Annotated in this window: 28 protein-coding genes; 10 read left to right on the top strand and 18 right to left on the bottom strand. The window is 62.8% G+C overall.

The features are described from left to right. The first annotated feature begins 15 nt into the window (after positions 1–15). Positions 16–621, top strand: coding sequence for an SRPBCC family protein (locus tag IV454_RS13305; RefSeq protein ID WP_229522223.1), 606 nt, complete (start codon positions 16–18; stop codon positions 619–621). 80 nt (positions 622–701) lie between these two features. Further along, positions 702–3512, top strand: coding sequence for a valine--tRNA ligase (locus tag IV454_RS13300; protein WP_206091828.1), 2811 nt, complete (start codon positions 702–704; stop codon positions 3510–3512). A gap of 708 nt (positions 3513–4220) precedes the next feature. On the opposite strand, the gene IV454_RS13295 is transcribed toward IV454_RS13300, so the two are convergent. Next, on the bottom strand, positions 4221–4412 hold the full coding sequence (locus tag IV454_RS13295; RefSeq protein WP_206091827.1) for a hypothetical protein: 192 nt from the start codon (positions 4410–4412) through the stop codon (positions 4221–4223). Positions 4413–4471: 59 nt separating this feature from the next. Between IV454_RS13295 and IV454_RS13290 the strand changes: the two genes are divergently transcribed. The 4 genes from IV454_RS13290 (at position 4472) to IV454_RS13275 (ending at position 6951) form a co-directional block, all read left to right on the top strand. Next, a complete protein-coding gene (locus tag IV454_RS13290; RefSeq protein ID WP_206091826.1) occupies positions 4472–5002 on the top strand; it encodes a hypothetical protein in 531 nt (176 codons plus the stop codon). 193 nt (positions 5003–5195) lie between these two features. Beyond that, the gene (locus tag IV454_RS13285) at positions 5196–5651 is read left to right on the top strand and encodes a DUF2147 domain-containing protein (protein WP_054266337.1); all 456 of its coding nucleotides are present in this window, start codon (positions 5196–5198) and stop codon (positions 5649–5651) included. Positions 5652–5790: 139 nt separating this feature from the next. Then, entirely contained in the window at positions 5791–6159 is a 369-nt protein-coding gene (locus IV454_RS13280; RefSeq protein WP_206092662.1) for a VOC family protein, read from the top strand. A gap of 33 nt (positions 6160–6192) precedes the next feature. Further along, on the top strand, positions 6193–6951 hold the full coding sequence (locus IV454_RS13275; RefSeq protein WP_229522221.1) for a hypothetical protein: 759 nt from the start codon (positions 6193–6195) through the stop codon (positions 6949–6951). A gap of 14 nt (positions 6952–6965) precedes the next feature. Here IV454_RS13275 and IV454_RS13270 read toward each other — a convergent pair whose 3' ends face one another. The 5 genes from IV454_RS13270 to IV454_RS13250 are packed head-to-tail and all read right to left on the bottom strand — an operon-like array spanning position 6966 to position 10219. Further along, positions 6966–8432, bottom strand: coding sequence for a radical SAM protein (locus tag IV454_RS13270; protein ID WP_206091825.1), 1467 nt, complete (start codon positions 8430–8432; stop codon positions 6966–6968). Next, on the bottom strand, positions 8429–9196 hold the full coding sequence (locus IV454_RS13265; protein ID WP_206091824.1) for a prolipoprotein diacylglyceryl transferase: 768 nt from the start codon (positions 9194–9196) through the stop codon (positions 8429–8431). Before IV454_RS13265 ends, IV454_RS13270 begins: the two co-directional genes overlap by 4 nt. Then, on the bottom strand, positions 9193–9429 hold the full coding sequence (locus IV454_RS13260; RefSeq protein ID WP_206091823.1) for a hypothetical protein: 237 nt from the start codon (positions 9427–9429) through the stop codon (positions 9193–9195). The genes IV454_RS13265 and IV454_RS13260 overlap by 4 nt, the downstream gene beginning before the upstream one ends. Before the next feature lie 47 nt (positions 9430–9476). Then, complete coding sequence (locus tag IV454_RS13255) at positions 9477–9704, bottom strand: hypothetical protein (protein ID WP_206091822.1); 228 nt, start codon at positions 9702–9704, stop codon at positions 9477–9479. A gap of 59 nt (positions 9705–9763) precedes the next feature. Beyond that, complete coding sequence (locus tag IV454_RS13250) at positions 9764–10219, bottom strand: YaiI/YqxD family protein (RefSeq protein WP_206092660.1); 456 nt, start codon at positions 10217–10219, stop codon at positions 9764–9766. Positions 10220–10395: 176 nt separating this feature from the next. Here IV454_RS13250 and IV454_RS13245 point away from each other — a divergent pair, with 176 nt between their 5' ends. Beyond that, entirely contained in the window at positions 10396–10815 is a 420-nt protein-coding gene (locus IV454_RS13245) for a hypothetical protein (RefSeq protein ID WP_206091821.1), read from the top strand. A gap of 75 nt (positions 10816–10890) precedes the next feature. On the opposite strand, the gene IV454_RS13240 is transcribed toward IV454_RS13245, so the two are convergent. Further along, on the bottom strand, positions 10891–11493 hold the full coding sequence (locus IV454_RS13240; protein ID WP_229522219.1) for a DUF4291 domain-containing protein: 603 nt from the start codon (positions 11491–11493) through the stop codon (positions 10891–10893). Positions 11494–11586: 93 nt separating this feature from the next. Here IV454_RS13240 and yidD point away from each other — a divergent pair, with 93 nt between their 5' ends. Beyond that, the gene (yidD, locus tag IV454_RS13235) at positions 11587–12132 is read left to right on the top strand and encodes a membrane protein insertion efficiency factor YidD (protein ID WP_206091819.1); all 546 of its coding nucleotides are present in this window, start codon (positions 11587–11589) and stop codon (positions 12130–12132) included. A 10-nt stretch (positions 12133–12142) separates the two neighbouring features. Here yidD and ruvB read toward each other — a convergent pair whose 3' ends face one another. From ruvB to tyrS, 10 genes are all read right to left on the bottom strand, one after another. Further along, positions 12143–13207 (bottom strand): Holliday junction branch migration DNA helicase RuvB, encoded by a 1065-nt coding sequence (ruvB, locus tag IV454_RS13230; protein ID WP_054266305.1) that lies wholly within the window; start codon positions 13205–13207, stop codon positions 12143–12145. 37 nt (positions 13208–13244) lie between these two features. Further along, positions 13245–13823 (bottom strand): Holliday junction branch migration protein RuvA, encoded by a 579-nt coding sequence (gene ruvA / locus IV454_RS13225; RefSeq protein ID WP_054266304.1) that lies wholly within the window; start codon positions 13821–13823, stop codon positions 13245–13247. Between the two features lie 21 nt (positions 13824–13844). Next, positions 13845–14381, bottom strand: coding sequence for a crossover junction endodeoxyribonuclease RuvC (ruvC, locus tag IV454_RS13220; RefSeq protein WP_054266303.1), 537 nt, complete (start codon positions 14379–14381; stop codon positions 13845–13847). A 59-nt stretch (positions 14382–14440) separates the two neighbouring features. Further along, positions 14441–16012: a bifunctional phosphoribosylaminoimidazolecarboxamide formyltransferase/IMP cyclohydrolase gene (purH, locus tag IV454_RS13215; protein WP_206091818.1), complete on the bottom strand. Its 1572-nt coding sequence runs from the start codon at positions 16010–16012 to the stop codon at positions 14441–14443. A 107-nt stretch (positions 16013–16119) separates the two neighbouring features. Continuing rightward, positions 16120–16353, bottom strand: a complete 234-nt coding sequence (locus IV454_RS13210; protein WP_054266301.1) for a helix-turn-helix domain-containing protein — start codon at positions 16351–16353, stop codon at positions 16120–16122. A 91-nt stretch (positions 16354–16444) separates the two neighbouring features. Continuing rightward, positions 16445–17470, bottom strand: coding sequence for a tRNA dihydrouridine synthase DusB (gene dusB, locus IV454_RS13205; RefSeq protein ID WP_206091817.1), 1026 nt, complete (start codon positions 17468–17470; stop codon positions 16445–16447). Positions 17471–17598: 128 nt separating this feature from the next. After that, the gene (locus tag IV454_RS13200; protein WP_206091816.1) at positions 17599–18246 is read right to left on the bottom strand and encodes a histidine phosphatase family protein; all 648 of its coding nucleotides are present in this window, start codon (positions 18244–18246) and stop codon (positions 17599–17601) included. Between the two features lie 43 nt (positions 18247–18289). After that, positions 18290–18955, bottom strand: coding sequence for a YbhB/YbcL family Raf kinase inhibitor-like protein (locus tag IV454_RS13195; RefSeq protein ID WP_206091815.1), 666 nt, complete (start codon positions 18953–18955; stop codon positions 18290–18292). A 48-nt stretch (positions 18956–19003) separates the two neighbouring features. Beyond that, positions 19004–19450: a D-aminoacyl-tRNA deacylase gene (gene dtd, locus IV454_RS13190; protein WP_206091814.1), complete on the bottom strand. Its 447-nt coding sequence runs from the start codon at positions 19448–19450 to the stop codon at positions 19004–19006. Then, positions 19447–20712, bottom strand: a complete 1266-nt coding sequence (tyrS, locus tag IV454_RS13185) for a tyrosine--tRNA ligase (protein WP_206091813.1) — start codon at positions 20710–20712, stop codon at positions 19447–19449. Before tyrS ends, dtd begins: the two co-directional genes overlap by 4 nt. A gap of 171 nt (positions 20713–20883) precedes the next feature. On the opposite strand from tyrS, the gene IV454_RS13180 reads away from it, so the two are divergent. Together IV454_RS13180 and IV454_RS13175 are read left to right on the top strand one after the other, a co-directional pair. Next, positions 20884–22248, top strand: coding sequence for a M23 family metallopeptidase (locus IV454_RS13180; protein WP_206091812.1), 1365 nt, complete (start codon positions 20884–20886; stop codon positions 22246–22248). Positions 22249–22334: 86 nt separating this feature from the next. Beyond that, positions 22335–23435, top strand: coding sequence for an anhydro-N-acetylmuramic acid kinase (locus IV454_RS13175; protein WP_206091811.1), 1101 nt, complete (start codon positions 22335–22337; stop codon positions 23433–23435). Between the two features lie 39 nt (positions 23436–23474). Here the strand turns inward: IV454_RS13175 and erpA are convergent, their stop codons facing one another. Further along, a complete protein-coding gene (gene erpA, locus IV454_RS13170) occupies positions 23475–23837 on the bottom strand; it encodes an iron-sulfur cluster insertion protein ErpA (RefSeq protein ID WP_054266294.1) in 363 nt (120 codons plus the stop codon). Positions 23838–23960 lie beyond the last annotated feature (123 nt).

Genomic DNA, 23960 nt, shown 5'->3' with positions numbered 1-23960 from the left:
ACCGAAAAACGCACCATGACCACGATGAAGCTTGTATTGTCCGCCACCCTGCTGGGCGCCTGCGCGGGCGCGTATGCAGACGCCGGCATCGACACCTCCAAACTGAGCGCGACCGAGGTTGCCCTGGCCGACGTCAGCAAGGCCGGCCAGCCCGGCAAGGCCTTCATGGCCTCCACCATCATCGACGCCCCGCTGCCGAAGCTGTGCGCGATCATCCAGGATTACGCGGCCTACCCATCCTTCATGCCGAACGTGGACAAGGTGGCGCTGCTGCGCGGGATTGAGGCGACGCAGGTCGACATGACGCTCAAGCTGCCGCTCGGGAAGGTCAAGAAGTACCGCCTGCGCATGGAGCCGAAGGTATCCGCCGTCCAGTGCCAGCTGGCGTGGACCATGCTGCCCTGGGAAGGCGTGAAGGCCGAGGAAGCGATCGCCGACACCAGCGGCTACTGGCTGCTGGTGCCGCACGGCGGCGACAAGAACAAAACGGTGGTCAAGTACATGGTCTACACCGATCCGGGCCCGGTGCCGATGGGATTGGGCTGGATCGTCGACAGCATGAGCCGTGGCAGCATGCCCAAGACCCTGGAAGCGCTGCGCCAGCGCGCGGCGGCAAAGTAAGCCCGCCTGCCGCCCTCCCCTGCCGCGGCTTGGCGGCAGTCCTCTATAATGAACGTTTTCGCAAAAATACACGACAAACCATGGAATTAGACAAATCTTTCGAGCCCGCCGACATTGAACGCTACTGGCGCGCGGAGTGGGAAAAACGCGGCTACTTCGCCGCGACCACCGACGCCGACAAGCCGTCGTTTTGCATCCAGCTGCCACCGCCGAACGTCACCGGCACCCTGCACATGGGCCATGCGTTCAACCAGACCATCATGGATGGCCTGACCCGCTACTACCGCATGCGCGGCTTCAATACCGCCTGGGTTCCGGGCACCGACCACGCCGGCATCGCCACCCAGATCGTGGTGGAGCGCCAGCTCGATGCGCAGAAAATCTCGCGCCATGACCTGGGCCGCGAGAAGTTCGTCGAAAAAGTCTGGGAATGGAAAGAGAAGTCGGGGAACATCATCACCGGCCAGATGCGCCGCATGGGCACCTCGCCCGACTGGGCGCGCGAATACTTCACGATGGACGAGCCACGCTCGAAAGTGGTCACCGACGTCTTCGTGCGCCTGTTCGAGCAGGGCCTGATCTACCGTGGCAAGCGCCTGGTGAACTGGGATCCGAAGCTGGGCACCGCCGTGTCCGACCTGGAAGTGGTGTCGGAAGAAGAAGACGGCTCGATGTGGTACATCCGCTATCCGTTCGCGGACGGCAGCGGCCATCTGACGGTGGCCACCACCCGTCCTGAAACCCTGCTCGGCGACGTCGCCGTGGCGGTCGATCCGACCGACGAGCGTTACGAGGCGCTGGTGGGCAAGATGCTCAAGCTGCCGCTGACCGACCGCGAAATCCCGATCATCGCCGACGAATACGTCGACAAGGCCTTCGGTACCGGCTGCGTGAAGATCACCCCGGCGCACGACCTGAACGATTACGCCGTCGGCCAGCGCCACAAGCTGCCGATGATCTGCGTGATGACGCTCGACGCGAAAATGAACGACGAAGCGCCGCAAGCCTACCGTGGCCTGGACCGTTTCGTGGCGCGCAAGAAGATCGTCGCCGACCTCGATGCGCAAGGGCTGCTGCAGGAAGTCAAACCGCACAAGCTGATGGTGCCGCGCGGCGATCGTACCGGCGTGGTCATCGAGCCGATGCTGACCGACCAGTGGTTTGTCGCCATGACCAAGCCGGCGCCGGAAGGCACCTTCTTCCCGGGTAAATCGATCGCCGAAGTGGCGCTCGACAAAGTCGCCCAGGGCGAGATCAAGTTCGTGCCGGAGAACTGGAACACCACGTACAACCAGTGGCTCAACAACATCCAGGACTGGTGCATCTCGCGCCAGCTGTGGTGGGGCCACCAGATCCCGGCATGGTACGACGATGCCGGCAACATCTTCGTGGCCAAGACCGAGGAAGAAGCCAAAGCCAAGGCGCTGGCGGCCGGCGTGACGGCGCCGCTGCGCCGCGACGACGACGTGCTCGATACCTGGTTCTCGTCGGCGCTGGTGCCCTTCTCCACCATGGGCTGGCCGGAAGAGACGCCGGACATGAAGGCCTTCCTGCCATCGTCGGTGCTGGTGACGGGTTTCGACATCATTTTCTTCTGGGTCGCGCGCATGGTCATGATGACCGCGCACTTCACCGGCAAGGTACCGTTCGAGACCGTGTACGTGCATGGCCTGGTGCGCGATTCGACCGGCCAGAAAATGTCCAAGTCGAAGGGCAATACGCTTGACCCGATCGATCTGATCGACGGCATCGACGTCGAAGCGCTGGTCGAGAAGCGCACCACCGGCTTGATGAATCCGCGCGACGCCGAAAAGATCGCCAAGGCCACGCGCAAGGAATTCCCCGAAGGGATCGCGGCCTACGGCACCGATGCGGTGCGCTTCACGATGGCCAGCTATGCTTCGCTGGGCCGCAACATCAATTTCGACCTGGGCCGCGCCGAAGGCTACCGCAACTTCAACAACAAGCTGTGGAACGCCACCCGCTTCGTGCTGATGAACACCGAGGGCAAGGATTGCGGCGTGCCGGCCGATACCGACCTGTCGCAGGGCGACCGCTGGATCTTGTCGACCATGCAGCGCGCCGAAATGGAAGCGGCCAAGGGCTTCGACGACTACCGCTTCGATAACATCGCTTCGGCCATCCACAAGTTCGTGTGGTACGACTACTGCGACTGGTACCTGGAAATGGCCAAGGTCCAGATCCAGCACGGCAGCGAAGGCCAGCAGCGCGCCACCCGCAACACCTTGCTGCGGGTGCTGGAAGTGATCCTGCGCCTGGCGCATCCGATCATCCCGTTCGTGACCGAAACCTTGTGGCAGACAGTCGCGCCGCTGGCGGGCAAGCAGCTTAACCCGGCCGGCGACTCGATCATGGTGCAGCCGTATCCGCAAGCGAATCCCGCGCTCATCGACGAGCGCGCGGAAGAGTGGATGGGCCAGCTCAAGGCGCTCACCGATGGCACCCGCACCCTGCGCGGCGAAATGAAGCTGCCGGAATCGATGCGCGTGCCGCTGATCGTGGAAGCGGCCGACGCGGCCGACCGCGCGCGCCTGGAAAGCTATGCTGCTTACGTGCAGACCCTGGGCAAGCTGTCGGAAGTGAACATCGTCGACACCTTGCCGGAATCGCCGGCGGCGGTGGCGGTGGTGGGCGCGACCAAGCTGATGCTCAAGGTCGAGATCGACGTGGCGGCGGAACGCGAGCGAATGGGCAAGGAAATCGCCCGCATCGAAGGCGAGATCGCCAAGGTCAACGGCAAGCTCGGCAACGAGAGCTTCGTGGCGCGCGCGCCTGTGGCGGTAGTGGCGCAGGAGAAAGAGCGTTTGGTCAATTTCTCGGCGACGATAGAGAAACTGCGCGAGCAGCTGGCCAAGTTGCCGACGGCGTAAGCCAGACCTGTCCGGACGGCGGCTGCTGACGCGGCCGCCGCTTGCACGACACCAGGGCGGCGCCCGTCGCCCAACGGTTGAGCGCGTTTGCGTCCTCCCGGGTCGCAAGCGCGCCGCACCTACAAAAAAATGTCAAGTTGAAAATGAACGTTGTCTTATTTGCTTCACATTTGATGATATTTTTCTGTAAAGAACTTTAAGTTTCTTTATACTATCGCTCTTTGGTGAGCCGGGCCCAATCCTGCTATTGGCAATCCGGCCACACCTGCGATGTTCCTGATTTGTTCCCGTCCGTCGGCATACAGCGCCGATGGAAATCCTGTTACCCGGCCACACGCGTTCGCACCAAGGCCGGCGTTCCAAGCGCGCACAACAACATCATTGACCGGCTCAGGCCGGCACTCACCTGCAAGCAACTTTTGCTGAGCCAGCGGCATTGCCGTGATGGATTTCCATTGGCTCGCGCAGCACAACGATTTTTGAAACGAAGGAAATACATGAAACACTCAGCTTATGCCATCGCTCTGTCCAGCGCCCTGATCGCCGGTTGCGGCGGCGGCGGATCGTCCGATAACACGACCGCGCCGGCCATGTCGCCGGCGTCGCCAGTCGTCGTGATGCCAGCGCCGGTGGCTGCGCCAGAACCTGTGGTGGTGGCACCCGCTCCTGCGGCGGCGCCAGTCGTGGCTCCTGTACCAGCGCCTGCGCCTAATACGGCCACGGTAGCTCCGGCCGTTCCGGGTCCCGCATCTGCTCCCGCTCCCGCTCCTGCTCCTGCTCCTGCTCCTGCTCCTGCTCCCGCTCCTGCTCCTGCTCCCGCTCCTGCTCCTGCTCCCGCTCCCGCTCCCGCTCCCGCTCCCGCCCCTGCGCCAGCGCCAGCGCCAGCGCCAGCCACCTCATCGTCCACGTCGAACTCCTTCGTCGCATGCTTTGAAAGGACGCCCGGTGTGAAATTCACGATGACCAACAAATATACTTACTTGATCGTCCAGGAAATGTTTGAGGGTGTGATGGCCTACGGTGAAGTCGAGCTGCGCGAGAATGGAACACGCTTCGGCGCGCCTTTCCATACGCTCAACGGCAACGTCTATACCCCGCTGGGAATTGCCCAGTACAGCGATCGAGGCATTCCCGACGGAAAAGACGTGTATTCCAAGGAAGCGATCATCGTGCTCAACATGGTGCCTGGCCAAACCGTTGTGTCGAATTACATCAACACGATGACCAGCACCAGCAATGGCTCCGCAACGACCAGGATCGAGGCAGTCTCCGACGAAATAACATTTGCCGGGTTCGAGAACATCACGATGGCCGGCCGTACCTTTGCCAACACCTGTAAATTGACCACGCCGTCGAATGTCAAAGGACAGATGTCGGTGTCGTGGGTGGCGAAAGAGTTTGGGATGGTCCGCAGCGAAGAGCAAACCATCCAGGGAGTACCGCTCGCCGGCACCCGCAACGAGATCGTCAAGATCCTCTCCGCGCCGTAAAGTCGCCCATACCGACGCCCGCGCACGGCGGGCGTCATCCGTTGGCATCACCGCGTTCAATCCAGCCAGCGTGCTTTCAATCTTTCCGCGGTCCCGGTAGACCCCACACAAGCTGATACAAAGTTGTGGGGCCAGTGCAAAGCCAGTTTGCTACACTAGCAGCGCTGGACAAACTAACAATACTGGAGACACCATGAAAGCACTTACAACTGCCACCCTGATTGCCGCGATGCTGGCCATGTCGCCAGCCCTGGCACTGGCGCAGGAAACAGCGTCCCCGGTCGGCCTGTGGAAAAACATCGATGACGTGACTGGCAAGCCGAAGGCGCTGATCCGCATCAGCGAGCACAACGGCGAAATCCAGGGCAAGCTCGAAAAACTGTTCCGCCCCGAGGGCACCGACCAGAATCCCAAGTGCACCAAGTGCGAAGGCGCCAACAAGGACCAGCCGATCCTCGGCCTGACCTTCATGAGCGGCCTGAAAAAAGAAGGCGACGAGTATACCGGCGGCCAGATCCTCGACCCGGACAACGGCAAGGTCTACAAGAGCAAGCTCAAAGTCGTCGACGGCGGCAAGAAGCTCAACGTACGCGGCTACATGGGCATGCCGATGTTTGGCCGCTCCCAGGTCTGGGTGCGCGAAGAGTAAACGCCTTTCCCGCCCGTTCCGCGCGGCATCGACCGGCGTTGTTGCGGGTCGCCAATCCTGATAGTATTCAAAGCACAAGGTTGCCATGAAAAACATGGCGACACGATCATCCCGTTAACTCGCCACCGGACCTGACATGATCATCGACCATCTTGGCTTTGCAGTAAGCGACTATGAACAGAGCAAAATTTTTTTCAGCAAGGCGCTCGCGCCGCTGGGAATTACCGTGATTCTCGAAGTAAACGACTGGGCGGGCTTGGGTAAGAACGGCAAGCCCGAGTTCTGGCTCGGCAAGGGCGGCACGGTCCAGGGCCATCTGCATGTGGCCTTCGTGGCCGACAGTCGCGAACAGGTACGCCAGTTTTACGCCGCCGCGCTCGACGCCGGCGCCAAGGATAACGGCGCGCCGGGCATCCGCGCGCAGTATCATCCGGACTATTACGGCGCCTTCGTCATCGGCCCCGATGGCCACAATATCGAAGCCGTATGCCACCAGGCCGAACCCTGAGCGCACCGCACGCCGGTCCGCTGTGAGCATCCCGTGAGACGGCGCCCCGCCGTATCGCAGCGCGCGCGCGACGTCGAGCGCCTTCGCGGCCAGCTCGAACGCGACAGTTATCCGCGCTTGCAGATGCTCCTGCTGGTCACCCTGACCGGCGCGGCCGGCTTTCTCGCCTCCTTTCTACTACTGTTGGCCGGGCTGCGTTCCATGTGGCTGCGTTATCCGGCATCGATCGCCGTCGCCTATCTGGCCTTCCTCGTGCTGCTGTGGATCTGGCTGCGCTTGCGCGGCGGCGACATCGGCCTGCCGGACCTGACACCGTCCGGGCGCGGCTCGGGCGGGTCTTACAGCGGCAAGGGCGGCAGCTTCGACGGCGGCGGCGCCAGCGGCAATTTCGACTCGCCCGGCGGCAGCATCATGCCGGACCTGGGCGACAGCGGCGTCGATGCGGCGCTCGAAGCGGTCGGCAGCGCCGAAGAGCTGTTGATTCCCCTGGCGCTGCTCGCAGCCATCTGCGTCGCCATGGGGGCCGCCGTCTTCATGATGTTCTCGCTGGTGTCCTCGGCGCCGCTGCTATTCGCCGAGCTGCTGGTCGACGGGCTGCTCTCGGCCAGCCTGTATCGGCGCCTGCGGGGCCTCGACCGCGCTCACTGGATCGAACCGGCCATCCGGCGCACCGGCCGGGCATTCCTGGCCGCCGCGCTGAGCATGGCCGTTGCCGGCGCGGGCCTGGCGCTGTATGCACCCGGGGCGCATTCCCTTGGTGAAGTCATTGCAATGAAGCGCGCGCCGCACTGACTCTCATGGCGGCCTTACTGCGCGCCGATCGGAATGACCTTGCGCGCACCTTTGCGCTGCGCGGTCTGCTGCGCGATGCTGGCGCGGATCTCGGCCAGTTGCTCGCCGCCGCGGTACAGCAGGTTGTAGCTCTCGAACGGGATCATCTTCCCGTCCGGCAGCGCGAAATGGATGCATGATTTTTTCAGCGCGCGCACGTCGAGCGAATACGCATCCATGAACTGCACGATCAGCACGCGGAACACATTGTCGTAGCGCAGACCCGCGGGCGCGTCGATCAGCGGCAGGCAGCACATCAACTCGGACAGGCAGTTGGCCTGCGACTCGGGCGAGTGGTTGGTCGAGAACAGTTTGAAGACCTGCTCCTTCATGCTCTTTTTGAGCGTCTCGTCGCGCTCGAAGACGATGGTATTGCTGCTGCCTTCGACCAGGGTTTGCGGATCGAGGTAGCGCGTCAGCGGCACCACCTGGTCGGCCGTCTTGAGCGCATACGCCATGGCCAGGGTGTCCGGATTGCAGGGCACCGGAACGATATCCTGCAAGGTGAACAGGGACGTCTGTTCGGCGATCTTGCGGCGCACTTCCGATACCGTCAGGCGGTGCACGCGCGGGTCGTACTGCTCGACCCGGCCGGCATCCTGGATCGGCTGCAAGGTCACGCCGCGCACGCAGGGCTGGGTCAGCGCAAAGTCGATAATGGCGCCGATTTCATCGTCGTTCAAGCCCTTCTTCAAGGTCACCACCAGGGTGGTCGACACACCAGCCGCGTTCAGGTTGACCAGCGCCTGCGCGCGGATGCGGGTCAGGTCGGCGCCGCGCAGCACCTTGTGCACGGCGGCGCGCAGGGAATCGAACTGCAGGTACACCTCGATCCCGGGGGCATAGGTAGCCAGGCGCTGGGCGAAGGCCGGGTCCTGCGCCAGCACGATGCCGTTGGTGTTGACCATCACGTGCTTGATCGGGCGCGCCTTGGCCGCGTCGAGGATGTCCCAGAAGCGCGGGTGCAGGGTGGGCTCGCCGCCCGAGAGCTGCATCACATCCGCCTCCCCTTCGTTGGCGACGACCGCGTCGAGCATCCTGATGATGTCCTCGAACGGCTTGTGCAGCTCGCGGTGGGTGCCGCTTTCGGCATAACACACGGGGCAGTTCAGGTTGCAGTTGTCGGTGATTTCGACGATCGACAGGCAGGAATGCTGCATGTGGTCCGGACACAGGCCGCAGTCGTAAGGGCAGCCGTACTGCATCGGCGTGTTGAAGGTCTGCGGCATTTCCGGATGCTTGACGAAGACTTCGCGGCACAGGCGGTAGTAATCGACATCGTCGCTGACCAGCACCCGTTCGGCGCCGTGCGCGCTGCACCACTTGTCCATGAAGACGTCGGTGCCCTTGAAGATGATCTTGACCTCGACCGGATGCAGGCAGGTCGAACATACCGAGGTGGTGGTGTCGTAAAACAGATAGGGACGGATTTTCCGGCTCATGGTGCAATCGCTTTCAGTGGTGCCGGCCCGCCGAGCTGCCTGGCGAGGAAGGGAAGATAACAGAGCAGCCCGGCCAGGCAGACCAGTTGCACCCCGCCCAGCCCCGCGCCGTAATCGTAGCGCAGCGGTTTGATGGCATCGACGGCGAAGCGCCAGACCAGGTAGCCGGACAGGAACAGCTTGAACATCAGGCCCGGCTTGTCGCGCCAGCGTGCGCGCAGCGCCAGCAGCAGGCCGCCCCACGCGAGCACGAAGGCGATGTCGTAGAGCTGGGTTGGGTGGCGCAGGACGCCGTCGCCGAAATCGACGCCCCAGGGCAAGCTGGTGGCCTTGCCGTAGGTGCCGTCGTTCAGGCCCGCGAGAAAACAGCCGATGCGCCCGACGGCGATACCCGCCATCAGCGGCAGCACGAACTGGTCGCCGGTGGACTGGCGCTGGCCGGACAATTTTTTGGCGATTTCCACGCCCAGCAAGCCACCCAGCAGGCCGCCGACGATCGACTGCCCGGACATCCAGACCGTCAGCGTGCCGGCATGCGCGGCCCACAGATGCGGGTACTCGATCCAGAACACCAGCTTGTTGCCGATGGCGGCGCCCAAGATACAGCCGATCACGACGGCATAGCCGCTGTTGCTGAGGATGCCGCTGGCGCCGCCGCGCGCGCGCTGGCGCCGGTACAGCTGCACGCCGATGGCGATGGCGGCCCACTCGAACAGCAGGTGGACGGCATGGGCGGCGCCCGGCGAGAGCAATGGCGCGCTCACGGCCCCGGCGGCGTCGACGCGCGACGCAAGCCACCCGTCCTTACCCGGCGGTAGATGCCCCAGGCGATCATGGCGGCAATCCCCAAGCCGATGCAGCCATACACGATCAATTCGTTAAATCCCGTTGTGCTTGCGGCGTGCGCGCCGAGAATCAGCCCCAACACCCCACACGCGCCAAAGCCCACCATGACGGCCAGGGCAAGCAACAAACTGACGGCGCGTAGAAAGGACATATGTGCCTCACAAGAAAATGGGTGTGACGATGATGGCGGCCGCCTGCTCACTCGCGGGGCGAGGCGAACGCTTTACGCACTTTGCTGCCCAGGTACCAGGCAAGGGCGCCACAAATGGCCAGACCGGCCAGGCCAAGAAAGAAGCCGATATTCAACCGGTGGCCCAGATCAGCGCCGGGCTGGATGCCGATCATCACCCCGAACACCCCGCACAAGCCAAAACCGACCATGACAGCGGCGGCGAACAGGAGGCCAAGGATGCGTAACAGCTTCATGCTTATCCTTACAGTAATCTTGATTTTTTTGTCAGACCGTACCGTCATTGTACGCGGGTTCAGGGGCGTTTGGCGTGGCGGGCAAGGTGACGGTCGAGCTGGTTGGCGAAGTTCTGGCGGTCGGCCTGGCCGAAGGGCGCCGGGCCACCCGTGTCGACTCCGCTGCCGCGCAATTCATCCATGAAGGTGCGCATGGTGAGCATCTGGGCGATGTTGTCGTTGGTGTAGAACTCGCCGCGCGGATTGAGCGCGAAGCCGCCTTTAAGGAGTACGTCGGCCGCCAGCGGAATGTCGCCCGTGACCACCAGGTCGCCCGGGGCCAGCAGGCGCACGATTTCGGCATCGGCCACGTCGGCGCCAGCCGGCACCTGCACCGCGCGCACGAAGCGCGACGGCGGCACCCGCATCAGCTGGTTGGCGACCAGGGTCACGTTCAATTGCAGGCGCTCGGCCACGCGGTACAGGATGTCCTTGATGACGACCGGACAGGCATCGGCATCGACCCAGATTTGCATCATTGTCACTTCTTTCTTGGCGGGTTGCGGGTGTGTGTGTGCAGTATAACGCCAGCGGCTGGCGCGCCATGGCATCATATGTTATCTTTAAACAAGTTTCATAAATTTCAGGCAATTTCTGCCGATTGAAACTTCGCCGGATGCCATCTTGGTCCGATGCGTCACGTGGAGTCCAGATGTTACTTTTACAGGTGCTCGCCTTCCTGGTGGGCATGGCGGCATTGTTCGCCACCTCGTTTACCTTGCTGCCGCCGGCGCAGTTGCACCCGTTTGCGGGTGACGCGACCTTGCTGCTCATGTGCGCGGGCATTCTTGCCTTCGCGGCGGGTTACTTTTTCTTTGCCATTGGCGGCTATCGCATCGGGCGTTCGGCGTGGCGGCGCGCTCTGGCGGCCGTGATCGTGCTGGCCCAGCTGGCCGCCGGCAGCTACATGGTGTATCTGTATTCCGACCCGGCCGTGCTGGCCGTGATGGGGCCGCTGCTGTGCTTTTCGGTGTATATGTTCGCCTGCTTCGTGTGGCCGGCTACACGCAACCGGGCCTATCGCCCGCTGCGCCGGCGCGAGGGGAGCGACGATATTAACCCACGCAAGTGAGAAAGCCGACGATTTCCGCCAGCGCAGGGATGAGGAAGAACACCGCCAATTTCACGATGTCCAAGCGGCGCCCGGTTAAGTCTGATTACTTAGGGAAGCAGGGGCCAGGGCGCAATGGAAAGCACGCTCCACCGGCAGCCTGTCACGCGCCTCATCGACCCGTCCCGCCTGCACCAGCGCATGAATTTCATGCGCAAGTGGCGTCACGTCGGTGATGCGGCGAATCCATTGTGTTGTGTACAGGTTCACCGCCCCTTTGCTCAATCCGATCTGGATCGACCTGTACGGCAGCTTGTGCAAATGCAGGTCGCGTTCTGGATCCCACTGTATGCGTACCGGGAACAAATCCTTGTTGACCACGGGGGCAGCCTTGCCCTCCCCTTCCGCATGGCTCAGGCAGCCGTGTTCCAGTGCCCATGCAAAGCCTTCGCGGCTGATGTCGATCGCCAGGATACGCTGCTGCCCCGCATCCTTGAAGCCCCACCCCGCGCGGTACATCATCCATAGAAAGGAGGGCTTGATCCAGGTCATGCGCTCCATCTTGAACGGCGGCGAGACAAAGGTCCCGGCAGCCAGCGCGGCATCGGCGATCGGGGTGGAATACGCCTGATAAACGCGGATGGTCGCGTCGTCATACACGGCGCGGATTTGACGCAGCGGCGTGTCCGAGGCGCTCACAACGTGTGCTTCCATGGAACGTTACTCCTAGTTTACGGTTGAAAAGCCTCGTAAATACCTGCTTGTTCTGGAAGGATGCGGAGACCATACTTCGTGCGAAATGTTCTTCTTGGCAATCAAACAGGCGCCGTTGCAAGAAACGGTGATCACCCTACCATGATGAAAACACTCGCCCTATCGGCCATCGGCTTCTACCAGCGCCACCTGTCGCCCTACAAGGGTTTTCGCTGTGCCTACTGCGCCTACACCGGCAACGCCAGCTGCTCGCATCTGGGCGCACGCGCCATCCGCCGCTTCGGGCTGTGGGATGGCCTGGCGATCCTGAACGGGCGCCTGCGCAAATGCGGGATAGCTTATCGCCGCTACCGGCCCGCCGTTGAGGCGCCCGCGCTGGAGCACCTCGCCAAGCCACGTTTGCTGTCCCCCAACCATCAGGCAGGATTTTGCGACGTACCCTGCGATGTCCCGGGCGAATGCCCATGCGATCTGCCGGCGGCGACTGTCAGCAATGCATGCGACATTTTTTCTGCCTGCGGCGACGGCGCCAATTGCTGCGACTGGTGGAACAAACGACGCAAACGCAACGATGAAAAATCCGTGCACATCCCGCCCCGAAGCAACGGCCGCAGGGAGAATTAAGCCGGCTGGCTCAGGTGCCCAGGTTATCCCACAAGTCGCCCGTCGGGCTGGTGCGCGGGGCGGCCAGACCGAAGTGCTGATACGCCAGCGGCGTGGCGATGCGTCCGCGCGGCGTGCGCTGCAAATAGCCCTGCTGGATCAGATAGGGCTCGAGCACATCCTCGATCGTATCGCTTTCCTCGCCGATGGCGGCCGCCAGGTTGCCGATGCCGACCGGCCCGCCGCCGAACTTGAACAGCACCGCTTCGAGCAGCTTGCGGTCCATCACGTCAAAACCCACCGAGTCGACGTCGAGCATCACCAGCGCCGCGTCGGCCATGGGCTTGGTGATTTCGCCGGTCCCCTTGACCTCGGCGTAGTCGCGCACGCGGCGCAGCAGGCGGTTGGCGATGCGCGGGGTGCCGCGCGCGCGCAAGGCGATTTCGCGCGCGCCCTCTTCCACGATCGGCGCGTTCAACAGCGACGCGCTGCGCGTCACGATCCGGGTCAGTTCCGCCGTGTTATAGAACTCCAGCCGCGCCACGATGCCGAAACGGTCGCGCAGCGGGTTGGTCAGCATGCCGGCGCGCGTGGTCGCGCCCACCAGGGTGAACGGCTGCAAGTCCAGCTTGACCGAACGCGCCGCCGGCCCTTCGCCGATCATAATATCGATCTGGTAGTCTTCCAGCGCCGGATACAGAATCTCTTCCACCACCGGCGAGAGGCGGTGAATCTCGTCGATGAACAGCACGTCGTTCGCTTCGAGATTGGTCAGGATCGCCGCCAGGTCGCCCGGGCGCTCCAGCACCGGGCCGGACGTCTGGCGCAAATTGACGCCCATCTCGCGCGCAATGATGTGCGCCAGGGTGGTCTTGCCCAGCCCCGGTGGCCCGAACAGCAAGGTGTGATCGAGCGCTTCGCGCCGTTTGCGCGCGGCCGAAATAAAAATCTCGAGCTGGCCGCGGATCTTCTCCTGGCCGACATATTCGTCGAGCTGCTTGGGCCGCAACGCGCGCTCGATCGCCTCTTCGTTGGGCGACGCTGGTGTGGGCGCGATGATGCGCTGCTCGCTGAAGTCGTCGGTCTGGATACTCATGGAACCACCTTCGTGAAAATGTTAGCGCAGCTGAAACTCAGCCTTTCGACAGCGCCTTGAGCGCAAACTTGATCCCGTCCGACACCGTGCTGCCGGCCGGCATATTCCTCAGCGCGGCCGTGGCTTCCTTGTCAGAATACCCCAACGCCAGCAGCGCGTTCAGGATGTCCGATTTCGCATCGTGCTGCACCACCCCGCCCACCGAGCCGAGGTCGGCGCCGAGCTTGCCCTTCAGTTCGAGCAGCAAGCGTTCCGCCGTCTTCTTGCCGATGCCGGGCACCTTCATCAGCCTCCCGGCTTCCTGCAAGGTCACGGCCTGGGCCAGGTCATTGACCGTCATGCCGGACAGGATCGACAGCGCCGTACGCGCCCCGACGCCGGTGATCTTGATCAACTGGCGAAACACCGCACGTTCGGCCGCGTTGCCGAAGCCGAACAACAGATGCGCATCTTCGCGGATCGCCTGATGGGTGAACAAGGTGACTTGCGCGCCGAGCGCGGGCAAGTCGTAATAGGTACTCATCGGCACATCGACTTCATACCCGACGCCATTGCAATCGATCAGCAACTGCGGCGGATTTTTTTCGAGCAAAATTCCGGAAATACGTCCGATCATGGGGTAGACCTTAAAACAAGGTTAAACGAGACGGCCGCGCTTCATGCGCAGGCCGGAAAGCGAGGGGGCGAGCGCGCCGATCAGCGCCAGCGCGTCGACACTGTTGGCATGGCAGATGGCCACGCCGAGCGCGTCGGCGGCGTCGGTCCCGGGCAGGCCGGGCAACACCAGCAGCCGCGCCACCATTTCCTGCACCTGTTCCTTGGCGGCCTTGCCGTGTCCGGTGACAGCCTGCTTGACCTGCAGCGCCGTGTACTCGGCCACCGACAGGTCGGCACCCACGAGCGCCGTGATGGCGGCGCCGCGCGCTTGCCCGAGCAGCAAGGTCGATTGGGGATTGACGTTGACGAAGACTTTTTCCACCGCCGCGCAATGCGGCTGGTAGGTGCGCACAATCTCGGCGATCCCGTTCAGGATCACCTTGAGGCGGCCGGGAAGCTCGCCTTCCGACACCGTCTTGATGGTGCCGGAAGCGATGTAGCGCAGCTTGTTGCCCTGCTTTTCGATAAGCCCGAAGCCTGTCGTGCGCAGGCCCGGGTCAATGCCAAGAATAATCATGACCGAATGGTATACCGCCGGAGAAACTTCGGTATACCTAACTTGCAATCGGCCTTGAATTAATGACGGAAATGGCGCGCGCCGGTGTACAGCATCACCACGCCGCGCTCGTCGGCGGCATCGATCACTTCCTGGTCGCGCATCGAACCGCCCGGATGGATCACGCAGGTCGCGCCCGCATCGACCACCACGTCGAGGCCGTCGCGGAAGGGGAAGAAGGCATCCGACGCCACGGCCGAACCGGCCAGGGTCAAACCGGCGTTCTGGGCCTTGATCGAGGCGATGCGGGCGGAATCGATACGGCTCATCTGGCCGGCGCCCACACCCAGGGTCATGCCGTTGGCGCAGAAGACGATCGCGTTCGACTTGACGAACTTGGCCACTCTCCAGGCGAACATCATGTCCTGCAACTGCTGCTGGGTCGGCTGCTTCTTGGTGACCACGCGCAGTTCTTCCAGGCCCACGTTCTTGGCATCGGGCGACTGCACCAGCAAGCCGCCGCCGATCCGCTTGACGTCGAATGGATTGTGGGCCGCGCCCAGAGGAATTTCCAGCAGGCGCACGTTCTGCTTGGCCGCCATGATGGCGCGTGCTTCGCTTGAAAACGATGGCGCGATCAGCACTTCCACGAACAGCTTGGCAATCGCCTCGGCGGTCCTGCCGTCCAGCTCAACGTTCAGCGCGATGATGCCGCCGAAGGCCGAGGTCGGGTCGGTTTGCAGCGCGCGGCTGTAGGCGTCGAGCGCATCGGTGCCGATCGCCACGCCGCACGGATTGGCGTGCTTGACGATCACGCAGCCGGCCGGATGGCCCAGGCCGCCCAGCGACTTGACGCATTCCCACGCAGCATCGGCGTCGGCGATATTGTTGTACGACAGTTCCTTGCCCTGCAATTGCTTGTAGGCGGACAGGGAACCGGCGGCCGGCGCCAGGTCGCGGTAAAACGCGGCCGACTGGTGCGGGTTTTCGCCGTAGCGCATGTCCTGCACTTTTTCAAACGTCATGTTCAAGGTCTGCGGATAAGCCGCGCGCGTGGCATGGACCTTGTCTTCGCCCAGGCTGGTCAGGTAATTGGTGATGGCGCCGTCGTACTGGGCCGTGTGCGCGAACACTTTTTTGGCCAGGCGGAACTTGGTGTCGTACGGCACTTCGCCGGCCGTCACTTCCGCCAGCACTTGCGCGTAGTCGGTCGGGTCGCAGATGACGATCACGTCCTTGTGGTTCTTGGCAGCCGAGCGCAGCATGGTCGGACCGCCGATATCGATGTTCTCGATCGCGTCTTCCAGGGTGCAGCTATCCTTGGCCACGGTGCCCTGGAAGGGATACAGGTTGACCACCACCATGTCGATGGTTGGAATGTCGTGCTCGCTCAGCTTGGCGACGTGCTCCGGAAAGTCGCGCCGTGCCAGGATACCGCCATGCACTTTCGGGTGCAGAGTCTTGACCCGGCCATCCAGCATTTCCGGAAAGCCCGTGTAATCCGCCACTTCGGTGACGGCCACGCCGTTATCGGCCAGCAGCTTGGCGGTGCCGCCGGTGGACAGGATGCCGACGCCGAGCGCGGACAACGCGCGTGCAAAATCGAGCACGCCGGTCTTGTCGGAGACGGAAATGAGAGCTTGTTTGATCATGGTGAGTGGCCTGGTTGTGGAGTATTCGGTGTTTGCACTGTCGCACCCCTCGGGCGCGATGGGCTCGCGCTCGATAGCACGGCCACTCAGTGTGTGCTAATAGCTGATTACAGCAGTCCGTGTTCCTGCAATTTCTTCCGCAAGGTATTGCGATTGATGCCCAACATTTGGGCCGCGTGGGACTGGTTGCCTTCCGCTCGCGTCATGACGACCTCGAGGATCGGCTTTTCGACGGTCAGGACCACCATGTCGTAGATGTTCGATGCCTGCTGCTCGCCGAGGTCGTTGAAATACTCTTCAAGACTCTTCTGGACGACTTCCTGGATACTTTCTTTGCTCATATTATGTTGGTGCTTTTCTGCCGATTAAATGTTTTACCGCGGCTCTGCAGGCAGCGGTCGTTCCAGTATCTGGTCTTGCTAGCTGTGCCGGTCAGGCTGCCAATGCCACTTGAGCAAGGCCTGCGGGCCGGTATTGTAACCGTTCCCCATGAACATGTTGCGTTTCAAAAAAGGCATCGACCGCGCGCAACTGCGCATCGGTCGATTCCAGCAGGTTCATTTGCTGACGGAATTGTTCTCCGCCGATCAGGTCGCGCACATACCAGCCGATGTGCTTGCGCGCCGTGCGCACGCCCAGGAATTCGCCGTAAAACGCGTAATGGGCCTGCAAATGTTCGTTCATCAGCGCGCGCACTTCCTCCACCGCGGGCGCCGGCAAATGCAGGCCGGTGCGCAGGTAATGGTCGACTTCGCGGCAAATCCACGGCCGGCCCTGGGCCGCCCGCCCGATCATTACCGCATCGGCCCCGGTCACGGCCAGCACGTGTTTCGCCTTTTCGGGCGTGGTGATGTCGCCGTTGGCCACCACGGGGATGGCCACCGATGCCTTGACGGCGGCAATGGTGTCGTACTCGGCGTCGCCGCTGTAGCCGTCGGCGCGCGTGCGTCCGTGCAGGGTCAGCATTTGAATGCCGGCCTGTTCGGCGATGCGGGCGATGCGCAGCGCGTTCTTGTTTTCGCGGTTCCAGCCGGTGCGAAATTTCAAGGTCACCGGCACGTCCACCGCGCGCACCACGGCGTACAGGATCTGTTCGACCAGGTCTTCGTGCTGCAGCAAGGCCGAACCGCACCAGCTGTTGCACACCTTCTTGACCGGGCAACCCATATTGATATCGATGATCTGGGCGCCACGGTCGACGTTGAACCTGGCGCAATCGGCCAGGTCTTGCGGGTCGGCACCGGCGATCTGGACCGCTTTCGGCTCCATTTCGCCTGCGTGGTCGGTGCGGCGCGAACTTTTTTCGGTGGCCCACAGCCGCGGGTTCGAGGCAGCCATTTCGGAGACGGCGTAGCCGGCGCCCAGCTGCTTGCACAGTTGTCGGAAAGGACGATCCGTCACACCCGCCATGGGAGCAACGAAAACATTATTACGTAGCAAGTAAGGACCAATTTGCACAGGCGGGACGCTGGGAGTTTGCGGGAACCCTCTATTTTACCCGAAGTGCTGCTCAATTAATAAGCACTATTTTTCATTTGACAGCACTGCGCGGCCACAAAACCGGGATCGTGCGCGCTTGACAAGCCTCAATTGAGCTCGTCGAGAACGCGCGGTTGCAGGTGGCCGACCTCGCCCCAGCTGACCAGGCTCAGCTTGCCGTCAAGCACGCGGAAGCGGTTGATGCTGGCGTTTAGCACCGGAAAGTCGCGCGGGGTTTCGAGCGACAGGCCGAGGGCGGCGCGGTAGGCGCATTCGAGCACGCCGCCGTGCGCCACCAGGGCCAGGGTCCGGCCGGGATGCGCCCGGCCCCATGCGACGATGGCGGCGACGGCGCGCTGATAAAACTGGCGGAACGTTTCGGCCACCCGGGCACCGGACGGCATGGCCGCATCGATCTCGCGCGCCTGCCAGGCGGCGAATTCGAGCGGGAAGCGCTGTTCGATCTCGGCGTACAGCAAGCCCTCGAAGCCGCCGAAGCAGCGTTCGCGCAGCAAGGGGTCGCGCTGGACCGGCATGGCGCGGATGCGGGCCAGGGCGTCGGCGGTCTGGGCGGCGCGCTGCAGGTCGCTGGAGACGATCAAGTCGAGGTGCTCGCCGTCGAGCGCTTCGGCCAGCGCGCCGGCCTGGCGCAGGCCCTCGTCATTGAGGGCGATGTCGATATGGCCCTGGAGGCGGCGTTCGGCGTTCCAGGCGGTTTCGCCATGGCGGATGAGAATGATATTGGTCGGGGACATGGGAAAGCCGGGCACACGTGCCCGGACTAAAAAGGTGCGTACTTCAAGGAACCAGGGTGGCCGCGAGGTCGGGATTGAGCGAATACACGCCGTACATCTGCGCCTCGTCGAGGATGTGCCCGCGAATGGCCAGGCGCGCCTCCGGCCCGGTAAAGCGGCCTTCGAGCGCCAGGCGCGGCACGTCGAGCGCATAGACGCAGAATAAATAGGTGTGCACGCGCAGGTCGTTCCAGGGCGGACAAGGGCCATCGTAACCGTAATACTCGCCGGCCATGTCCGGATCGCTCGCAAACCAGTTCGTGTAATCGTTGACACCCTGGCGCAATTGATGCTCGGTACCGTTTTTGATGGTAAATGGCAGCAGCGGACCGGGTTTGCCGTGCGGCGTGACCAGTTCCGAAAACTTGCCTTCGGCGATAGAGCGCATGGCGACCGGGATGTCGACCAGGGTCCAGTGATAGAAGTCGGCGCGCGGCAATTCTTCCGGCACGACCAAGCCTTCCTTGTTGACATTGGTGGCGACCGTGGGGGCATCGATATCGTAGCAAAACAGGATCAGCGACTGCGTGCCGGACGGCACGTCATCCCAGGCGAAGTGCGGGTTGCGGTTGCTCGACAGGCGCGCGTGCTGGTCCGGGTCGATCATGGCAAAAGCGCACTCGGCGGGGATCAGGCCGCCATCGGTAAAGGAATCACTCCAGAGTCTCATCGCAATCTCCCGCACTCATGATATTGACCACAAACGGCCCGCTTGGTTTCATTTTGGGTGCACTTGCAGCCAGAAAGTGACCGGACCGTCGTTGGTCAGCGACACTTTCATGTCGGCGCCGAACTGCCCGGTCTCGACCGTAGGGTGGCGCGCACGGGCCTGGCGCACCACATGGTCGAACAGGCGCAAGCCATCCTGCGGGCTGGCGGCGGGTGTGAACGATGGCCGCGTGCCCGATTTGGTGTCGGCCGCCAGGGTGAACTGGGGCACCAGCAACAGGCCGCCGTTGGTGTCAGCCAGGCTGCGGTTCATCTTGCCGGCCTCGTCGCCGAACACCCGGTAGCCCAGCAATTTGGTCAACAGGGCGTCGGCTTCCTTCTCGCTGTCGCCCTTTTCGGCGCACAACAATACCAGCAAGCCCGCATCGATGGCGCCGATGGTCGCGCCATCCACCACCACACTGGCGTCGCTGACCCGTTGCAGCAGCGCGATCATGCCGTGAAGGTCACACGGGCGAACTTGCGGCGGCCGACCTGCAGCACGAAGCTGCCGGCCTCGATTTTCAAGGCCTTGTCGCTGACCACGGTGCTGTCGATGCGCACCCCGCCCTGCTCGACCATACGCATGGCTTCCGAGGTCGACGCGCACAGACCGGTTTTTTTGAGCAGGTGGGCAATGCCCATCGGCGCGCCGTCGACCGTCATTTCCGGCGCATCGTCGGGAATGCCGCCGGCGGAACGGTTCACGAAATCGGCCAGGGCCTCGTCCGCCGCCTGGGCCGAGTGGAAACGCGTCACAATTTCTTGCCCAAGAGCTACTTTAGCATCGCGCGGGTTGCGTCCGCCATCGATTTCGGCCTTGAGCGCGGCGATATCGGCGATCGAGCGGAACGACAGCAACTCGAAATAACGCCACATCATCACGTCCGAAATGCTCATCAGTTTGGCGAACATCGTGTTGGCCGGTTCGGTGATGCCAATATAATTGTTCTTGGACTTGGACATCTTGTCCACGCCATCGAGCCCTTCGAGCAGCGGCATGGTCAGGATGCACTGCTGTTCCTGGCCATAATCCTTCTGCAGCTCGCGCCCGACCAGCAGGTTGAACTTCTGATCGGTGCCGCCCAGCTCAAGATCGGCCTTCAAAGCGACAGAATCGTATCCCTGCATCAAGGGATAAAGGAACTCATGGATCGATATTGGTGTCCCACTCTTGAAGCGCTTGGTGAAGTCGTCGCGCTCCATCATGCGGGCCACGGTGTAGCGCGACGACAACTCGATCATGCCGCGCGCACCGAGCGGGTCGCACCACTCGGAGTTGTAGCGAATTTCCGTGCGCGACGGGTCGAGCACCAGCGAGGCCTGCTTGAAATAGGTCATCGCGTTGACTTCGATCTGCTCCTTGGTCAGCGGCGGGCGCGTGACGTTGCGGCCCGACGGATCGCCGATCATCGAGGTGAAATCGCCAATCAGGAAGATCACCTGGTGGCCCAGGTCTTGCAGCTGGCGCATCTTGTTCAGCACCACGGTGTGGCCCAGGTGCAGGTCGGGCGCGGTCGGATCGAGGCCGAGCTTGATGCGCAGCGGCGTGCCGCTTTGTTCGGAACGGGCCAGCTTTTGCGCGAACTCGCTCTCGATCAGCAACTCGTCGACGCCGCGCTTGGTGATGGCCAGCGCTTCCAGCACGGTGTCCGTCAGCGGCAATTTAGGAGCACCTTGCGCAGGGGCAGCAGGCTTGGAGGTGGCAGGAATCGTCATAGGGTTCTGTAATAAATCTGTAGCAAAGTGTCGAAATTGTTGGGCGGCTTCAAAAGTTTGATATACTGCTCGATCCGATTAATCTTGCCTCATGAAAACTAATCAAAACAATAACAAGAAATAGTTAAGTGCTCAACGCGAATGTTCAAGCGGCAAATTTTAACTGATTGCATGGACCCTACAAATAAATTCACAGGCAAACGCTTGACCGGCCTGCTAGGAACAACGCGAAAGACGCGCATCATCAGCGCTGGCGCGATTTTTCTTGCAGTGTGCGCATTTGGTGCCGCGGGCGTAGCGCCCCTGGCCCCCGATGCATCCGACCTGCCGGTCAAATCGGTCGCGGAAAATCTCGAACTGCCGAACCTGGCCGATCAGATCACTGCGCTGCAAAAGGACGATCAGCAATTCATCCACGAAGAGAAGGTGCGTGCGGGCGATACGCTTGCCGCCCTGCTCACCCGTCTGGGCGTGGACGATGCCGCTGCCGTCAACTTCATCAAGTCTGACAAGATCGCCAAAGGCGTCATGCAGCTCAAGACCGGCAAGCGGGTCCAGGCGCAGACGGGCGAAAATGGCGAACTGCAATGGCTGCGCGCCAGCGTCGTCGACGGCCGCGACAACCCGGTCAAACTGATTTCGATCACCCGCGAGGGCGACAAGTTCAGTGCCAAGGAAACCCCGGCCGTGCTGGAACGCCGGGTTGAAATGCGCTCCCGCGAAATCACCAACTCGCTCTACTCGGCGACCGATGCCACCACCGACGGCGGCAAAATGCCCGACGTCATCGTGGGCCAGATCATCGAGATGTTCTCCACCAGTATCGACTTCCGTTCCGACCTGAAACGCGGCGACCGCTTCAACGTGGTCTACGAAACGTTCTGGCAAGACGGCGAAATGGTACGCGCAGGCCGCATCCTGGCAGGCGAATTCGTCAACCGCGGCGTGACCTACCAGTCCGTCTGGTACGAAGATCCGGTCAGCAAGCAGGGCGGCTACTACACCTTCGACGGCAAGGCGCTGAAAAAGGCCTTCCTCAAGTCGCCGCTGGAATTTTCGCGCATTTCGTCGGGCTTCTCGATGCGCTCGCATCCGATTTCCGGGGCCTGGAAAGCGCACAAGGGCGTCGACTTCGCCGCCGCGCTGGGTACGCCCATCCGCGCCTCCGGCGATGGCGTGATCGACTTCGCCGGCGTGCAAGGCGGTTACGGCAACTTCGTCACCATCAAGCACTGGGCCAACTACACCACCGCGTATGCGCACATGAGCCGTTTCGCGCCAGGCATCCGCAAGGGCAGCAAGGTCAACCAGGGCGATGTGATCGGTTTTGTCGGCTCGACCGGCTGGTCGACCGGCGCTCACCTGCACTACGAGTTCCGCGTCAACAACGATGCCGTCGATCCGATGTCGATCAAGGTACTGGCGCAGGCCCCGATGACGCAGGCCGAGCGGGCCCGCTTCCAGGTCGCCGCGGCCGACATGTCGCACCGCTTCGCCCTGCTGCGTCCGACGACCGGCTCGACCATGGCGCGCTAAGCTCCGCCGCACCAAGACAGGCAGGAACCGGATCATCGACCCGGTTCCTGCTTTTTTTTCGCCCTGCTGTCCGGATTGGAACTTACATGAGCACAAACTCGACCTTGTATATCGGCATGATGTCCGGCACCAGCATGGATGGGGTCGACGGCGTGCTGGCCGACTTTGCCGGCGGCGCCATCCGCACCCTGCAAGCGGCCTTCGTCCCCTTCCCCGCCGCGCTGCGCGCCGAGCTAATGGCCCTGCAAAGCAGCGGCGACAATGAAATCGCGCGCGAAGCGCTGGCCGCCGCCCATCTGACCGGCTGCTACGCCGAGTGCGTGGCAGCCCTGCTGCCGGCCGCGCCCGGCCCGGTGCAAGCGCTGGCCGCGCATGGACAGACGATACGCCACCGGCCCGAACTGGGCTACACGCGCCAGCTCAACCACCCTGCCCTGCTGGCCGAACTGACCGGCATCGACGTCATTGCCGACTTCCGCGCGCGCGACGTGGCCGCCGGCGGCCAGGGCGCCCCGCTGGTGCCGGCCTTCCACCAGGCTTGCTTCGGCCTGGCCGGCCAGACGCGGGTGGTGGTCAATATCGGCGGCATCGCCAACATCAGCGTGCTGCACGCCGACGGCAGAGTGAGCGGCTTCGACACCGGCCCCGGCAATGTGCTGATGGATCACTGGATCGGCCTGCATCAGGGCAAGGCCTACGATACGGACGGCGCCTGGGCGGCGAGCGGGCGCAGCGACCCTGCACTGCTCGGCATCTTGCTCGACGAACCCTATTTCCGCCTGGCCGCGCCGAAAAGCACGGGACGCGACCTGTTCCACGCCGACTGGCTGGCACAGCGGCTGGCGCAAGGTCCCGCCCTGCCGGCCCAGGACGTGCAGGCAACCTTGGCCGCGCTGACCGCCGTGACCATCGCGCGCGCCATTGACCACGAGGTGCGCGAGGCCGAGGCGGTGTATGTGTGCGGCGGCGGGGCGTACAACGGCAGCTTGCTGCGCGAACTGGCGCAAGCGCTGGGTGGCAAGACAAGGGTGGAAACAAGCGACGCCCTGGGCGTAGCCCCGAATCACGTCGAAGCGCTGGCGTTCGCGTGGCTGGGCTACCGCTTCACAAGACGCGAAACGGGCAATTTGCCCCTTGTGACGGGGGCGAAGGGACCCAGGATTCTGGGCGCCCTCTATCCTGCGTAAGCCGGCAGGCCGCCCTGGCGCGGCCCGGGCTCGACTGGCTTATACCGAGAACGACGAACCGCAACCGCAGGTCGAGGTAGCGGTTGGATTCTTGATGACGAACTGGGCGCCTTCGAGATCGTCCTTGTAGTCGATTTCGGCGCCGACCAGATACTGGTAGCTCATCGAATCGATCAGCAGTTGCACGCCGTTCTTGACCATGGTGGTATCGTCTTCGTTGACGATTTCATCGAAGGTGAAGCCGTACTGGAAACCGGAACAGCCGCCGCCCTGCACGAACACGCGCAATTTCAGGTCGGGATTGCCCTCTTCCTCGATCAGCTGTGCAACCTTTTGCGCGGCGCTATCGGTAAACACGATGGGTGCCGGCATCACTTCTGGCATTTCAGCAACTGCATTCATTTGGAACTCCTACTGGGAACGGATATGAGTCATTATAGACTGTTGGGACGAGTCACGCTCACAGACCACTGCCGGCGACCGTCAAATGAGACACCCCGGCGCGGGCCGGGGCTGTGCTGCTCC

Origin of the sequence: Massilia antarctica, from assembly GCF_015689335.1 — a bacterium.
Lineage (GTDB): Bacteria > Pseudomonadota > Gammaproteobacteria > Burkholderiales > Burkholderiaceae_D > Telluria_A > Telluria_A antarctica.
Note: the sequence above shows the minus strand (reverse complement) of the source record. Positions and strands in the feature narration are given on the sequence as shown.

Bases quoted from the DNA above. Each gene is read 5' to 3' on its own strand.
- purH (WP_206091818.1), bottom strand. From the start codon at position 16,012: ATGATCAAACAAGCTCTCATTTCCGTCTCCGACAAGACCGGCGTGCTC.
- IV454_RS13255 (WP_206091822.1), bottom strand. From the start codon at position 9,704: ATGAAGCTGTTACGCATCCTTGGCCTCCTGTTCGCCGCCGCTGTCATG.
- IV454_RS13195 (WP_206091815.1), bottom strand. From the start codon at position 18,955: ATGAGACTCTGGAGTGATTCCTTTACCGATGGCGGCCTGATCCCCGCC.
- tyrS (WP_206091813.1), bottom strand. From the start codon at position 20,712: ATGACGATTCCTGCCACCTCCAAGCCTGCTGCCCCTGCGCAAGGTGCT.
- ruvB (WP_054266305.1), bottom strand. From the start codon at position 13,207: ATGAGTATCCAGACCGACGACTTCAGCGAGCAGCGCATCATCGCGCCC.
- dtd (WP_206091814.1), bottom strand. From the start codon at position 19,450: ATGATCGCGCTGCTGCAACGGGTCAGCGACGCCAGTGTGGTGGTGGAT.
- IV454_RS13210 (WP_054266301.1), bottom strand. From the start codon at position 16,353: ATGAGCAAAGAAAGTATCCAGGAAGTCGTCCAGAAGAGTCTTGAAGAG.
- IV454_RS13260 (WP_206091823.1), bottom strand. From the start codon at position 9,429: ATGTCCTTTCTACGCGCCGTCAGTTTGTTGCTTGCCCTGGCCGTCATG.
- IV454_RS13200 (WP_206091816.1), bottom strand. From the start codon at position 18,246: ATGTCCCCGACCAATATCATTCTCATCCGCCATGGCGAAACCGCCTGG.
- IV454_RS13295 (WP_206091827.1), bottom strand. From the start codon at position 4,412: ATGAGGTGGCTGGCGCTGGCGCTGGCGCTGGCGCAGGGGCGGGAGCGG.
- IV454_RS13305 (WP_229522223.1), top strand. From the start codon at position 16: ATGACCACGATGAAGCTTGTATTGTCCGCCACCCTGCTGGGCGCCTGC.
- erpA (WP_054266294.1), bottom strand. From the start codon at position 23,837: ATGAATGCAGTTGCTGAAATGCCAGAAGTGATGCCGGCACCCATCGTG.
- IV454_RS13175 (WP_206091811.1), top strand. From the start codon at position 22,335: ATGAGCACAAACTCGACCTTGTATATCGGCATGATGTCCGGCACCAGC.
- IV454_RS13290 (WP_206091826.1), top strand. From the start codon at position 4,472: ATGACCAACAAATATACTTACTTGATCGTCCAGGAAATGTTTGAGGGT.
- IV454_RS13180 (WP_206091812.1), top strand. From the start codon at position 20,884: ATGGACCCTACAAATAAATTCACAGGCAAACGCTTGACCGGCCTGCTA.
- IV454_RS13270 (WP_206091825.1), bottom strand. From the start codon at position 8,432: ATGAGCCGGAAAATCCGTCCCTATCTGTTTTACGACACCACCACCTCG.
- IV454_RS13285 (WP_054266337.1), top strand. From the start codon at position 5,196: ATGAAAGCACTTACAACTGCCACCCTGATTGCCGCGATGCTGGCCATG.
- ruvC (WP_054266303.1), bottom strand. From the start codon at position 14,381: ATGATTATTCTTGGCATTGACCCGGGCCTGCGCACGACAGGCTTCGGG.
- IV454_RS13300 (WP_206091828.1), top strand. From the start codon at position 702: ATGGAATTAGACAAATCTTTCGAGCCCGCCGACATTGAACGCTACTGG.
- ruvA (WP_054266304.1), bottom strand. From the start codon at position 13,823: ATGATCGGACGTATTTCCGGAATTTTGCTCGAAAAAAATCCGCCGCAG.
- IV454_RS13245 (WP_206091821.1), top strand. From the start codon at position 10,396: ATGTTACTTTTACAGGTGCTCGCCTTCCTGGTGGGCATGGCGGCATTG.
- IV454_RS13250 (WP_206092660.1), bottom strand. From the start codon at position 10,219: ATGCAAATCTGGGTCGATGCCGATGCCTGTCCGGTCGTCATCAAGGAC.